Origin of the sequence: Rothia sp. HSID18067 (assembly GCF_003989445.1) — a bacterium.
Classification (GTDB): Bacteria; Actinomycetota; Actinomycetes; order Actinomycetales; family Micrococcaceae; genus Rothia; species Rothia aeria.
The window spans coordinates 55,417-68,568 of sequence record NZ_RBMF01000003.1; the positions used below are offsets into that span (position 1 = coordinate 55,417).

At 60.3% G+C, this 13,152-nt stretch carries 12 protein-coding genes; 6 read left to right on the forward strand and 6 right to left on the reverse strand.

Annotated elements, in window-relative coordinates:
* Positions 1-316 precede the first annotated feature (316 nt).
* The 6 genes from D8M23_RS09000 to purD all read right to left on the reverse strand — a co-directional run bounded on the left by D8M23_RS09000 (position 317) and on the right by purD (position 6,873).
* The gene (locus tag D8M23_RS09000; RefSeq protein ID WP_037236931.1) at positions 317-1,051 is read right to left on the reverse strand and encodes a queuosine precursor transporter; all 735 of its coding nucleotides are present in this window, start codon (positions 1,049-1,051) and stop codon (positions 317-319) included.
* Positions 1,052-1,282: 231 nt separating this feature from the next.
* Positions 1,283-2,233, reverse strand: coding sequence for a hypothetical protein (locus tag D8M23_RS09005; protein WP_126854513.1), 951 nt, complete (start codon positions 2,231-2,233; stop codon positions 1,283-1,285).
* Positions 2,234-2,393: 160 nt separating this feature from the next.
* Positions 2,394-2,993 (reverse strand): RloB family protein, encoded by a 600-nt coding sequence (locus D8M23_RS09010; RefSeq protein ID WP_126854514.1) that lies wholly within the window; start codon positions 2,991-2,993, stop codon positions 2,394-2,396.
* Positions 2,990-4,276, reverse strand: a complete 1,287-nt coding sequence (locus tag D8M23_RS09015; protein ID WP_126854515.1) for an AAA family ATPase — start codon at positions 4,274-4,276, stop codon at positions 2,990-2,992. The genes D8M23_RS09010 and D8M23_RS09015 overlap by 4 nt, the downstream gene beginning before the upstream one ends.
* A 143-nt stretch (positions 4,277-4,419) precedes the next feature.
* Positions 4,420-5,346, reverse strand: coding sequence for a phosphoribosylaminoimidazolesuccinocarboxamide synthase (locus tag D8M23_RS09020; RefSeq protein WP_006887624.1), 927 nt, complete (start codon positions 5,344-5,346; stop codon positions 4,420-4,422).
* A 243-nt stretch (positions 5,347-5,589) separates the two neighbouring features.
* On the reverse strand, positions 5,590-6,873 hold the full coding sequence (purD, locus tag D8M23_RS09025) for a phosphoribosylamine--glycine ligase (RefSeq protein ID WP_126854516.1): 1,284 nt from the start codon (positions 6,871-6,873) through the stop codon (positions 5,590-5,592).
* A 293-nt stretch (positions 6,874-7,166) separates the two neighbouring features.
* Here purD and D8M23_RS12190 point away from each other — a divergent pair, with 293 nt between their 5' ends.
* From D8M23_RS12190 to purM, 6 genes are all read left to right on the forward strand, one after another.
* Positions 7,167-7,487 (forward strand): hypothetical protein, encoded by a 321-nt coding sequence (locus tag D8M23_RS12190; RefSeq protein ID WP_126500562.1) that lies wholly within the window; start codon positions 7,167-7,169, stop codon positions 7,485-7,487.
* An 89-nt stretch (positions 7,488-7,576) separates the two neighbouring features.
* Entirely contained in the window at positions 7,577-8,917 is a 1,341-nt protein-coding gene (locus tag D8M23_RS09035; protein ID WP_126854517.1) for an asparaginase, read from the forward strand.
* Positions 8,917-9,336 carry a sterol carrier family protein gene (locus D8M23_RS09040; RefSeq protein ID WP_126854518.1) on the forward strand — a complete coding sequence of 140 codons (420 nt, stop codon included), beginning with the start codon at positions 8,917-8,919 and terminating at the stop codon, positions 9,334-9,336. Before D8M23_RS09035 ends, D8M23_RS09040 begins: the two co-directional genes overlap by 1 nt.
* A 157-nt stretch (positions 9,337-9,493) precedes the next feature.
* On the forward strand, positions 9,494-9,847 hold the full coding sequence (locus D8M23_RS09045) for an AtpZ/AtpI family protein (protein ID WP_126854519.1): 354 nt from the start codon (positions 9,494-9,496) through the stop codon (positions 9,845-9,847).
* 156 nt (positions 9,848-10,003) lie between these two features.
* Positions 10,004-11,779 (forward strand): amidophosphoribosyltransferase, encoded by a 1,776-nt coding sequence (gene purF / locus D8M23_RS09050; protein ID WP_126854520.1) that lies wholly within the window; start codon positions 10,004-10,006, stop codon positions 11,777-11,779.
* A 5-nt stretch (positions 11,780-11,784) separates the two neighbouring features.
* Positions 11,785-12,927, forward strand: a complete 1,143-nt coding sequence (gene purM, locus D8M23_RS09055) for a phosphoribosylformylglycinamidine cyclo-ligase (RefSeq protein WP_126854521.1) — start codon at positions 11,785-11,787, stop codon at positions 12,925-12,927.
* Positions 12,928-13,152: the final 225 nt, after the last annotated feature.

A 13,152-nucleotide genomic window follows, 5' to 3' on the forward strand; every position in this document is an offset into this window, starting at 1 on the left:
TCTTTCGGTGGGTTCTTGGTGCGGCACCTCACGCATTGAGTGTGCGCAGGGTACTGAATAACTATTACTCTCTGCGGGGGCGGGCGCAAACCCGCTGGCAGGGGCACAGGCGGGTTTACCGGGTTTTGGGTGGGGTTTTCACGCATCCGACCCCTAAAATCTCAATATGTGAAACATGGGGTGGGGGCTTCGGCCTGCTGCCTGGCGCAGCCGCCCCGCAGAGGGTCTCTTTGGCGGTACAGAATTTTAAAAGCAGCCGGGGCGGAGAACACGCAATCCTCCACCCCGCCATATGCTAGGCGCCCCGCATGACGTTTTAGCTCTTGTACTCGACTTCGTGGCGTTTGAACCAGCCAATCACCGGGTAGCTGATAGGCATGAGCACAATCTCAACCAGGCACTTATACACGTACCCGACCAGGGTGTAGCTAATGAACTGATCCAGGGTGGTAATCCCCAGAATAGGCGAAGCAATCGCACAGAAAATAATGGTGTCCGCCAACTCACCCACAAGGGTTGAGGCGATCATACGCGCCCACATGAACCGCCCGGAGGTGGCCTTCTTCATGGCGACCATCACCCACGCGTTCAGAAGCTGACCCGTCAAATACCCCAGCAGCGACCCGGCAAAAATCTGCCATACGGGACCAAGAATAATGGCGAACGCCTCTTGGTTCGCATAGTAGCTGGCGGGCGGCAGGGCGACGGTCAGCAGGAAGCACCCAGCAGCGAACGCCGCCGCCACAAACGAGGCGATAATAGCCCGGCGAGCGCGCTTAAACCCGTACACCTCAGAGAGCACGTCACCGAGCACATAGGCCAGCGGGTACAGGAAGAAACCGCCGTCACTGGGAATGAAGTTGCCGTTCGTGAACGGCGGGAACTCGAACGGCAGCGGCCCGAACTCAATACTCTTCGTGGCCGCAATATTCGAAATGATCAGAATCACGCAGGATGCGCCCAGCAGCAGGTCAAAATAGCGGCGTTTACCAGCCCAAGGGACGGGTACGTTCGTGGTATCGGGGCGCGCCTCATTGGTGGGTGTGGACATTCTTCTCCCTGGTAGGTTCTTTCCGTCACCGCACGCCGCGCCCAATATGCTGCTGCCCGTCGCCTCCGCAGGTGGGCGGGGCCCGCAGCCACACGACTGGGATACACGGCGTACACGGTCTTGTGCTGTATTGCCCGTCTGCCACCCGAGCATCACCCATTCTAACCCACGCCGACGCCTCCGCAACGCCACACGCCCGGCCATACCCGGTGCACAGGCCCCAGACCGGTTTTACATGGTTTTAGCGCGAGCGGTGGCCTCATCCCGTATCCGCTTCACCTGCTGGATGCGCCCCGCATTCTGCTGCACCCACTCACGGTTAGCTGATAGCACCGCCTGGTCAAGCTTCTCGAAATAGTGCAGCTTCTTATCGCACGCGTAGTCCGCGGCGGCCAGCTGCTGCTCTTTCGTATTGGTGAGAACACCTTCACCCCGGTACAGCCCGGCGATCGCCTCAGCCCGCTCAGCCACCAGCGGCGGCGCGCCCACATTATTAAAACCAGCATCCTCTAGGCACTGCTGGTAGGCGCCCCGGTTCTCATCGTGCACTTTGCGGGCCGCCTCGGCTGAACGCGCGCCCAGCTGCCTCAGATCGGGGTACAGCGCCTCATAGGTGGCGTAGTTCTCTAGGGAACCGAATACTTTCTGGATGGCTATACCTTTGCACCCGTACTCAGCCGGGTCAGCGGTGACCGCAATGGGGGTGAACAGGTTCGGGGCGGAGGGGGCCGTCGATTTGCCCCAGTCGTACTTTTGCGGGCGCAGGTTCCTGGAATCCAGTTGCGGGCGGGAACCGTACATGGCCTGCCGCTGCGCCGACGAGAGGTAGCTGAGGGTCGGGTAAGTTTCGGGGATCCACAGGGTGGTGGAGTAGCCGCGGAACTTCGCGTCCTCCTCACTCTCGAAACGGCCGCTGATTTCGGAAATACTCTCATGCGCCCGCAGCCGCGCCTCCCACCCTCCAGAGGTGAAACCGGCCTCACGCATGCACTGCGCGCCCACCTTCTGAAGCGCAGTATTAATCTCTGCGGGGCCGCTCAGGTACTCAAGCACAGCCTGCTCATCCCCTGAGGTTGCCTCCTGCTGTGTGGCGCCCGCCCGCCCGCTATCTATCCCGCCGCACCCGCTCAAAGCCAGCATGAGCGCGGCAGCCGCCAGCAGTGAGCGTTTACCTGTTCGCATGGTCCTACTGTTCCTTTGACGATGTTCACCGGTAGCCACCGTGGCTACCCTCCTCACTATCGTACGTTGAGGGTACGCACCTCATTGTCTTAAAACCACTGTACCTATTCTTTGTAAAAGCGGAAGCCACCCGGCGTATTGTTTCGGTGAGCTAAAACTTTTACCCTTGGGCTTTTGACTCTTCTATCAGCCCAAGGGCGGATAGAAGGAAAGGCATAGGTGTGGCTGGGGATTTGGCTAACACATTCGGTCTGGGATTCTTATGTTTTCCTGCCAGATGAGCATTAGCACATGCCTGCTCGTAATTGTCATAAGGAAAATTTTGAGGAATAGTTTTCTCATCTTTCTCCGAGACTCCCGATAGCTGACGATAGTGCCGTTGTGCTTCCTTCTGGTCTTGGTAGTTTTTGACTCGTGCATAATGTGCGTTAAGCCACACTTCAAAGCACGGTACGCTCACAACAGCAGCTATGTTTTCTCGCTGACAGTCTTTGATAAAACTCTGCATCTTTTTACTGCTGTGGTCGTCCTGATCCACCACGAGCCACACCTGATCATAGTTTTTGGTTGTTACTTTTGAGAGAACCCATAAAGGATCCCCCGGAATATCTTTGACCGTTACTGAGTATTTCTCGTGCGGCCCGTTGACCTTATCCCGTAACCATTCAAGGTAGCGAAGCTCTGTAACTTCCCCATTGGTCACAACTAAAACAGTGGTCTTTGTGCTGCGTTTTTTGGTGCTCTTAGTGCGACGGCTCATTGTTCCGCCTCTAAGAGAGCACGTAACTCAGACATGTATGTGGTGGGGATGGCCCCGAAAGCACCGGTGAGATACTGTTTCTGAATATTGCTCTTGGGACGGGTATCAAACTCTTCCAAGGAAAAAATTTCGCTCGCGCCTTCGTCATTTTTCTCGGTAAACCACACTTCAGAAGGATCAAGCAGCCGCATGGGGATATTTCCTAACAGTGTTGCATCATGCGAATTAAAAATCAGCTGCGCCCCGCTTTTATTCACGTCAGGATTTTTGAACATACTCACTAGCTCAGCCGCCAAAGTGGGGTGCAAGCTGGAGTCCAGTTCATCCACCACCAGCGTGATTCCTCGCTGAAGAGCCACCACCGCTTGGCTGACGAGAGCAAGCCAGCTGAGGGTACCATCGCTCTGCGCGTTAAGACCCAGCCGTGATTCCTTCCCATTAGCTCCGCGATGATACATGAAAATCGCGTTGGCTCCCTCCAACATATCCTCATCAGAAGGATGGAAATAAACCCCCGCTGCGTCCCTAACCTCTATCGCGTGAATCAGTTTAGGTGGTAGTTCCTGACGGTCTACCTCAATACGGGTAATACCAATGTCAGCTACCTGAGCCAGCACACTCAGGTAGCGCTCCCAATGACCAATATTGTCTAACACTTGGCGCATCAGTGTGACGGTATTCTTCCGACGAGAAGACACATTATTCGTCAGTGAGAAACTGCGAGTCAAAGTCTGTGCGATAGGGGCAAGGCTCTCGTGCCCATATTGCCGAGCAACCGCTAAAAACAGCTGATCTGGCTGCGTAATTTTGCTGACCTCACGGGTGGCACCTTTCAGCGAGGGCCCAGCCTTTACGGTAACTGTGGCGTTCTCTTGGGTGCGGCGTTCAAAGAGTAACCGTGCTGTACCTTTTGGGTAGGCGTGCATGGTCTCAAGGGCTATAGCACCACGTTTATCTGCCTGTACCCGATAGTCATAGCGCACCTGCTCGTGCGTGAAACTCAGCGTATAGGTGGTCTGCGGTTCAGGCGGGCCCTGAAGCAGATATGGGTAGTACAGGCGCTCGCCGGGCCTACGAATAGCCCGATTCAAGCTGACGAGAGCACGAATAATGGTGCTTTTGCCGGATGCATTCGCCCCAAAAATAGCAGCCACTCGGCTCGTGGCCTCCTCCCAGGTTTGCCCATTTTTTGGCACCTGCGTTTTGAGAGAGGGAAGCACCATCGACAGGCATGCTTCATCCCTGAAACATTCATAGTTTTCAACCGAGAATTCAAGAAGCATATACCCATACTAGCAAAATAAAGGCTTTTCTAGGAAAATTTTTCCTAAATACCGCATTATTTTGGTTATATTCTGAAAAAAGACACCCTCCGCGGTGGGGCGCATGGTCCACCACCGGAAGGGTGTCTCAATATGGGGGAAGATTAAAACTTCGTGCCGGTTAGCCGCTCGTAGGCTTCAATGTAGCGGGCGCGGGTTTTCTCCACCACAGCCTCGGGCAGGTGAGGCACATTATCGGAGCCGTCCCAGCCTGCCTCCGGCGAGCGCAGCCAGTCGCGCACATACTGTTTATCGAAGCTCGGCTGGGATTTGCCTGGCTCATATTCGCTCGCGTCCCAGAACCGTGAGGAGTCGGGGGTGAGCAGCTCATCGCCGAGGGTGATTTCGCCGCGGTATGAGTCGGTGCCGAACTCAACTTTGGTATCCGCAAGGATAATACCCTGCTCGCGGGCGATCTTTTCGGCGGTGGTGTAAATGTACAGGGTCAGCTCTTCAAGCCGCTCGGCCACGGCCTCCCCCACTTCTTCCCACAGTTCTTGGCGGGTGACCATCTCATCATGTTCACCAACCTCAGCCTTGCCGGTGGGGGTGAAGATTGGCGGCTGCAGGCGGGAGCCGTTCACCAGCCCAGCGGGAAGCTCAATCCCCGCAATGGTGCCGTTCTCACGGTATGTCTCCAGCCCCGACCCCGTCAGGTACCCGCGGGCAATGCACTCCACCGGGAACATATTCAGCGACTTGCAGATCATGGCTCGCCCCGCCACCTCGTCCGGCACGTCCGTGGAAAGCACGTGGTTTGGCACGTCCCCCAGCTGTTTAAACCACCATAGGGAAAGCTGCGTCAGAACCGCGCCTTTGTCGGGGATTTCGGTGGGAAGGATCTTATCGAAAGCACTAATGCGGTCGGAGGCGACCACCATGACGGAGCCTGCGCGTACCTCAGCGTCGTCGCTGATAGTTAGCCCGGCAGCGTCGTAACGGCTTTCTTCGGGAACATACAGGTCGCGGACTTTACCGGAGTAGACGTGAGTCCAACCTGGAATCTCAATGGGGGCGGTGCGGGAGGTCATGGGCATCTCCTGAGATGTGTTCTGCGGTGGTTGAAGAGCTGTGTACTTTTTAACATACCCGATATGATGCCCCGGCGTGCAATAGTACGCCCTCACGGGTTCTGAGGGTGAGGTGGCACTCTTAAAAGAATGAGTTGACCGGCGTTTGGGTGCGTTGCCGGTCACCTTCTGACGGGCGGGGTAGCGCCCGGTCGGGAGCATCGAATAGGATGCCGCACCAGATACCGATGCCCCCCCGCTGCGTTAGACGCGGAGTTCGGGCACGGTAATCGCCCCCTGCACTGCTTTCAGGGCAATATCGGTGCGGTATTGTGCGCCTTCCCAGGTGATGGCTCGTACCCCTTCGTAGGCGGCATCGCGTGCCTGGGCGAGGGTATCACCAAGCGCGACGACAGCGAGCACGCGACCGCCCGCCGTCACAATCTCTTCGCCCGCGACGGCGGTTCCGGCGTGTACCACATGCACACCGGGCACGTTGGATGCGTTCTCAAGCCCCGCAATCGCATCGCCCTTACGCGGGGTTCCCGGGTAGTTTTCTGCCGCCATGACCACATCTACGGCGGTGCGGGGATCCCATTCCAGGTGGGTGTCTTCGGCGATCTCGCCGCGGGATGCCGCAAAGAGCAGCTGCCCGAGCGGGGTGCGCAGGCGTGCCAGCACCGCCTGGGTTTCGGGGTCACCAAAGCGAGCGTTGAATTCGATGACGCGCACGCCGCGGCTAGTAACGGCGAGCCCGCAGAAGAGCACGCCCACGAACGGGGTGCCGCGTTCTGCCATGCGAGCGATGGTGGGGCGGGCGATCTTCTCAATCACGTCGTCCACAAATCCTTCGGGCAGCCAGTCAAGTGGGGTGTAGGCGCCCATCCCGCCGGTGTTTGGGCCCTCATCGTTGTCAAAGATGCGCTTGAAATCCTGCGCAGGAGACAGCGGGAGCACGTTCTTTCCGTCGCTGATGACGAAGAGCGACACTTCGGGGCCGTCCAAGAATTCTTCGATCACCACGGAACCGCCGGCGGCAAAGCAGGCGTTCGCATGCTCTAAGGCGGCATCCCGGTTCTCGGTGACAACCACGCCCTTACCCGCGGCGAGTCCGTCGTCTTTCACCACATAGGGGGCACCGAATTCATCAAGGGCTTGCGCCGCTTCGGCCTCGGTCGTGGCGACGAAAGCGCGGGCGGTCGGCACGTTTGCCTCCTCCATCACCTGCTTGGCGAATGCTTTGGAGCCCTCAAGCTGTGCCGCAGCCGCAGAGGGGCCGAAGACCGCGAAGCCCGCCTCGCGCAAGGCGTCGGAAACACCGGCGACTAGAGGTGCCTCAGGGCCGATAACCACCAGGTCTGCGGCGAGCTCACGGGCGAGCGTAACAGCCTGCTCGGGGTTATTGGCGTCGATGGCGTGTATTGGAACGTCCTGAGCGATGCCCGCGTTGCCGGGTGCGCTGTGAACTTCGGTTACCTGTGGATCGCGCGCAAGCGCACGGATAATTGCGTGTTCGCGGCCGCCGGGGCCCAGTACCAAAACCTTCATGTACATAAGGGTACCGTGTCGGATGCGGTACGGGCGGGGGTTTCGGCGCTCTTCCGTATCGTGGGGTGCCTATCCCTCAGGCCGTAAAAAGAGCCTTTATGTGAATAAAGCGGTGTTTTTAACGCTTTTTTCGTATAAAGGCTCTTTTTAGCAGGATAGTTTAGGGCCGCCGCCGTGGCCTGCATTTTGCGTCATTCCAGGGGCGGGAGTAGGCTAAATTGTCTTGTGAATACGGTCTGCATCTACTGGGTTGGGCGCATCGCAGGGCATACTACACAGACGAAAGGACCCTCATGAGCGCGCAAAATTCCAGCACTCAGACCCCCACCCAAGATACGCACAGCGAATCCGATGTTCACGCCAGATTTTTCCCGATCCTAGCGCGCGTAGCATCCGTAACCGCGGTGCTCATGTACGTCTTCTACTTCCCGCAAATTATCGGCAATATTAACGGCCATAAGGGCGACTGGATTCAGCCGCTCGTCGCCGCCATTAACTGCACGCTGTGGGTAGCATACGGTATCTGGCGCGAGAAGAAAGACTGGCCCATCGTAATTGCGAATGCGCCCGGCATTATTTTTGGCGGCACGGCTGCCGTCACCGCGCTCATGTAGCCGCCTTATCCGCCCCACTCGAACTCCCCGCGCCACGCCCGAGGCGAATAATGCGCACTGAAGCCCGCAAAACCCTTTTAATAGGGTGTATGAATAGCGCACACATCGCAGAGGCCGCCACCCCCGTACGCGACGCCGAGCTGGCGGTTGCCACCCGCGGCGGCATGATCGAATCCCGCCACCGCGGCACCGTGGTGGTGCTCTCCCCCGGCGGCGATGTTATCCTCGCCCTCGGAGACGCCCACCGCCCCATCTTCGCGCGCTCCACTCTCAAACCATTCCAGGCCATTGGGGCGCTCAAAGCCGGGGCGCCGCTGCGCGGGGCGCAGGTGGCGATCGCGTGCGCATCGCACCGGGGCACTTTCGAGCAGATGCGCGCGGTACAGGAGGCGCTGGCGGCAGCCGGGCTCAGCGCCGACGCGCTCCAGTGCCCCGCCGTGTACCCCACCGACTCGGGCACGCGCGCCACCATGCTCCAGGCGGGGCTGTCAAAAACACCACTCGCGTTCGAGTGCTCCGGCAAACACGCCGCGTTCTTGTGGGCGTGCGCGGCCAAAAGTGAACGCGGCGAGCTTGAGCCGGATGCGGCACTGTGGAGCATCGACGCTTATCTTGACCCCCAGCACCCGCTGCAGCGCATGATCGTTGAAGAGGTGGAGGCGTTCACCGGCGAGCAGGTTGCGCACGCCAGCGTCGACGGGTGCGGCGCGCCCGTGTTCGCGTTATCACCGGTGGGTTTGGCCCGCGCCTACGCAACCCTGGGCACGGCGATCCGCAATATGGAGGCGGATGCGCGCGCCTCAACCGTAGCAACCGCGATGGTGGACTACCCCGAACTGATTCAGGGCCCAGACTCCCCCGACACGGTGGTGAGTGAACGCCTGGACGCTGTGGTGAAAAGCGGCGCGGAGGGGATGCTGTGCATTGGCCTGCGCTCGGGGGCGAGCGCCGTGGTGAAGATTTCTGACGGCTCATCCCGCGCCACGCACCTGGTGGCGCTGCGGGCGCTGCAGGCGGCAGGGTTTTTGACGCAGACGACGGTGGATAGCCTGCTGACTGCGGTGCTTCGCCCCATTACCGGCGGTGTTGAAGACGGGCAGCCGCGTACTGTGGGGGAGCTGGTGCCTGGCACGGATCTTGCGGCGGTACTGGCTGGGGTGGCGCCCGCGGTGGCGGCACGGCACGGCTCAGACGGGGTCTGCCTCACGGTGCATGAGGAAAAAGCACACGAAGAGACAACGCAGCGTGAGAAAATACCGGGTGAGCCAGATGGAGCCGACAGCACAGCCACCGGCAAGGAGGCAACCGGCACCCAAGCATCCGGGGCCGCTGGCGGTTCTGCGGGGGCAGCACCCGGTCGGGGCGTCAACGGCAGGCCCGTGCGTCATGCGCTCAAGGGCCGCAGGAACGGCAAGAAAGGCAGGCGTTAGTGGCGATACGGCGCAAGGTGTCGGAGGCTGACGGGGCGGCTGCGCTGGCCACTGTACGCGGCGTTTTTGAGGCGGGCACACCGCTGACGGGCGGGCAGAACCGGGAAGAGATGGAACGGTTGTTCGCGTCTCTGCCGCGTGGGGTGCGCGCCACCGCTGTGCGGTACAGCCTGGAGGAGCTGGGCACTTTAGCCCCCGGCAATAGTGTTGAGGTGCGGGTGCCCCCGTTTGGGGTGACCCAGTGTGTGGCTGGCCCGCGGCATACGCGCGGCACCCCGCCGAGTGTGGTTGAGGCGTCCGCTTTCGTGTGGTGTGCGCTCGCGCTTGGGGTGCTGGGGTGGGCTGAGGCGTTGGGGTCAGCCCAGCTGAGTGCAAGCGGTGAGCGGTCTGATATTTCCCGCTATTTCCCGTTATTCTAGGCGCCGGATCTAGGCACCAACTGCCTGAATAACGCAGCTTATGGTGTATCGCCCACGCCTTAGGGGTAAGGTAATACGCCTTAAGCTGCGTTTTCCGCACTCCCGCCGTTGAGGGAGCTGCTAGGCAGGGCACAGCCCAAAAGCTAGACTTGAAGATATGAGTAGCGCACACACACCTTCTAATTCCCACCCTGATTCTTCGGGGCATTCCCCCACCACTGAGCCTGAAGCATCCCCCGAGACCGAGGTCGAGTACTCGCAGGTGCGTATCCGCCGTGCCCCGTCCATTCCGGCGTTTATGATTCTGGGCCTGGTCGTGGGGCTTATTGCGGCGTTTGTTTCGGTGTGGTTCGGCCCGGGTAATCCCTCCTACACGTTTGAGGCAGTGTTTGGGGTGATCGCCGTCATTTTTGGTGCCGTGGGTACGGCCTTGGGGGCGCTTTTGGGGCTGTGGCTTGACCGCCGGTCGGTGAAGAAAGCCCGTATTGCCCGCGTCGAGCCTGAAGACTAAGAGCAGCCAGCCTGTGAGAAATATTCGTATGCCGCACCACTTTTTTCTGTTGGAGGGGGTAGACTGGTTGTGCGTCTTAATCCGGCAAAATTTTCAGCATCACACGCGAAGGCTGGTTAAGGCGTTCCCACAGTCCCGACGTCGAAAAGAAGTGAATTGATTCGCCCCGACGGAAAACTCACTCACGATCTGGATCCGGTTGATCATGGACCCAAGGACGCCTGCGGCGTATTTGGCGTCTGGGCACCCGGTGAAGACGTGGCAAAGCTCACCTACTACGGCCTGTACGCGATTCAGCACCGCGGCCAGGAATCAGCCGGTATAGCAACCAGCAACGGCAAGCGCATTAACGTGTATAAGGATATGGGGCTGGTCTCCCAGGTCTTTGACGAGGCAACGCTCAGCTCCATGCCCGGCGATCACGCTATCGGCCATGCGCGCTACTCCACCACGGGTGCATCCCACTGGGCGAATGCGCAGCCGACGCTGGGCACCACCCCGCACGGCACGCTCTGCCTAGCGCACAACGGCAACCTCACGAACTCGGCTGACCTCTACGACCGTCTGCTGGCAAAGAACGGCGGTAAACCTCCGGCGTTTGGCGAGCTGGCGCAGGGCAACACCACCGATACCGCCCTGGTGACCGCGCTCTTAGCTGAGCACGATTTTGCCTCGTTGGAGGAGGCGGTGCTTGATCTGCTGCCCACCCTGCGCGGGGCGTTCTGCCTCACTTTCATGGACGAAACCACCCTGTACGCGGCCCGTGACCCGCAGGGTGTGCGGCCGCTGGTGCTGGGGCGTTTGGAGCGGGGCTGGGTGGTGGCCTCCGAGACGGCGGCGCTCGATATTGTGGGTGCTTCTTTCGTGCGTGAGGTAGAGCCGGGCGAGCTGATCATCATTGATGAGGACGGGCTGCGGTCGCAGCGGTTTGCGCCCGCCCAGCCCGCCGGGTGCGTGTTTGAGTTTGTGTACCTGGCCCGGCCTGATACGACCATTTCGGGGCGTTCAGTGTATGAGTCCCGTGTGGAGATGGGGCGGCAGCTGGCGCGTGAGCACCCGGTCGAGGCTGACCTGGTGATGCCCACCCCCGAGTCCGGTGTGCCCGCCGCGATCGGTTACGCGGAGCAGTCCGGCATCCCCTTCGGCAATGGCCTGGTGAAGAACGCCTATGTGGGGCGCACCTTCATCCAGCCATCGCAGACTATCCGCCAGCTGGGTATTCGGCTCAAGCTGAATCCGCTCAAGTCTGTGGTGGCGGGCAAACGCCTGATCGTGATTGATGATTCGATTGTGCGCGGCAACACCCAGCGGGCCCTGGTGCGGATGCTCCGTGAGGCGGGTGCGAAAGAGGTGCATGTGCGTATCTCGTCCCCGCCGGTGAAATGGCCTTGCTTCTACGGTATTGATTTTGCCTCCCGCGCAGAGCTGATTGCGAACGGGCTTTCGGTCAACGAGATTGCTGCGTCCCTGGGGGCTGATTCGCTTGGTTTCATTTCGCAGGATGGCATGATGGCCGCCACCGAGCAGCCCACGAGGAACATGTGCACGGCGTGCTTCACCGGCAACTACCCGATTGAGCTTCCCGCCGAGGAACGGCGCGGCAAGTCCCTGTTCGACGCCTCAGAGAGTAAGGGCGGGCCGCTGTCTGGTATGGCTGCTGAGGTGACGGTTGAGCGCCCTGTCCCCACTAAGCCTGAGCACGCTGAGGCCGTGTCGATTGAGACCCGCGCAGGCACTGATTCGCTGGAGCACAAGTTTGAGAGCAGCCCGCTGCCAGCGGCACCTGCGGGCGGGGGTGAGCCCGCACCGGGTCAGGACGCACCAGCCGGTGGGATGTGCAACCCGGGGCCCGATGCGGACCTTGAGGCCCTGCTGACCGACGATGATCTTGTTCCGGCATCCGCCACGAAAACTGCTACCGATAAGGACTAACCCGAATGACTGAGAATACCGCCGCCGTCACCTACGCCAGTGCGGGCGTTGATGTTGAGGCGGGCGACCGCGCCGTTGAGCTCATGAAAGACGCGATTCGCGCCACCCACTCCTCCGCCGTGGTAGGTGGCGTGGGCGGGTTCGCGGGCCTGTATGATGCCTCGCAGCTGGTGAAGTACCGCCACCCGTACTTGGCAACCTCCACGGACGGGGTGGGCACGAAGGTCGCTATTGCGCAGGCGCTTGATGTACATGACACGATCGGTTATGACCTGGTGGGTATGGTTGTGGACGATATTGTGGTGTGCGGTGCGAAGCCGTTGTTTATGACCGACTATATTGCCACGGGCAAGGTGGTTCCTGAGCGTATTGCCGATATTGTGCGCGGTATTGCGGGGGCGTGTTCTGTGGCGGGTACGGCCCTGGTGGGTGGCGAGACGGCTGAGCATCCGGGTTTGCTGGCCGCGAATGAGTACGATGTTGCCGGTGCCGCCACGGGCGTGGTTGAGGCTGACGAGCTGCTGGGCCCTGAGCGGGTACGTGAGGGCGATGTGCTCATTGGTATGGCGTCTTCCGGCATCCACTCAAATGGTTATTCACTGGTTCGTAAAGTTATTAATGTTGCGGGGTGGGGCCTGGAACGTCAGGTAGACGAGTTGGGGCGCACCCTGGGTGAGGAACTGCTGGAACCCACCCGCGTGTACACCGCGGACTGTTTGGATCTGGCGCAGGCATTCCCCGTCAATGGCCCCGACGGGCAGACCGGCACCGGTATTCGCGGGTTCTCACACGTGACCGGCGGCGGTTTAGCAGCGAACCTGGCGCGCGTGCTGCCGCAGGGCTTGGAGGCCCGCGTGGATCGCTCCAGCTGGCAGATTCCGGCGATTTTCTCGCTGATCGGTTCGCTCGGCAACGTGCCGCTGCCCGATTTGGAACGCACCCTGAACCTGGGTGTGGGTATGGTCGCTATTGTTGACCCGTCAGTTGCCGAGGCCGCCGCACGCCGCCTTAACGACCGGGGTGTTCCCGCCTGGGTCATGGGCGATGTGGTGGCCGCCACCGAGCCCGATACCGACAGCCCCGACTATGTGCAGGGCGCTAAAGGCGTCAATGGCGGCGCGGTGCGCCTCTTCGGCCAGTACGCATAATTATTTACTGCCCGTTGTGTAGCGGGCGCAGCAGAGCACGCGGTGTTCCCGCTCCCCCTTCCGGGGGCGTGGGAACACCGCGTGCCTGTGTTTGTATACCCTATGAAGTTCTCCAGCGAGCGTATCGCTCCCGGTGCTGTTCACCGTATACGCATCACCTCCTGAGCTGGTGGGTTTCGTGCCAGTCTGCCCGGGCCACCCGCGAGTAGAGTGGATGAGTAGCAA

Coding starts and splice junctions, on each gene's coding strand:
- D8M23_RS09000 (WP_037236931.1), bottom strand. CDS start 1,051: ATGTCCACACCCACCAATGAGGCGCGCCCCGATACCACGAACGTACCC.
- D8M23_RS09005 (WP_126854513.1), bottom strand. CDS start 2,233: ATGCGAACAGGTAAACGCTCACTGCTGGCGGCTGCCGCGCTCATGCTG.
- D8M23_RS09010 (WP_126854514.1), bottom strand. CDS start 2,993: ATGAGCCGTCGCACTAAGAGCACCAAAAAACGCAGCACAAAGACCACT.
- D8M23_RS09015 (WP_126854515.1), bottom strand. CDS start 4,276: ATGCTTCTTGAATTCTCGGTTGAAAACTATGAATGTTTCAGGGATGAA.
- D8M23_RS09020 (WP_006887624.1), bottom strand. CDS start 5,346: ATGACCTCCCGCACCGCCCCCATTGAGATTCCAGGTTGGACTCACGTC.
- purD (WP_126854516.1), bottom strand. CDS start 6,873: ATGAAGGTTTTGGTACTGGGCCCCGGCGGCCGCGAACACGCAATTATC.
- D8M23_RS12190 (WP_126500562.1), top strand. CDS start 7,167: ATGAGCGCGCAAAATTCCAGCACTCAGACCCCCACCCAAGATACGCAC.
- D8M23_RS09035 (WP_126854517.1), top strand. CDS start 7,577: ATGAATAGCGCACACATCGCAGAGGCCGCCACCCCCGTACGCGACGCC.
- D8M23_RS09045 (WP_126854519.1), top strand. CDS start 9,494: ATGAGTAGCGCACACACACCTTCTAATTCCCACCCTGATTCTTCGGGG.
- purM (WP_126854521.1), top strand. CDS start 11,785: ATGACTGAGAATACCGCCGCCGTCACCTACGCCAGTGCGGGCGTTGAT.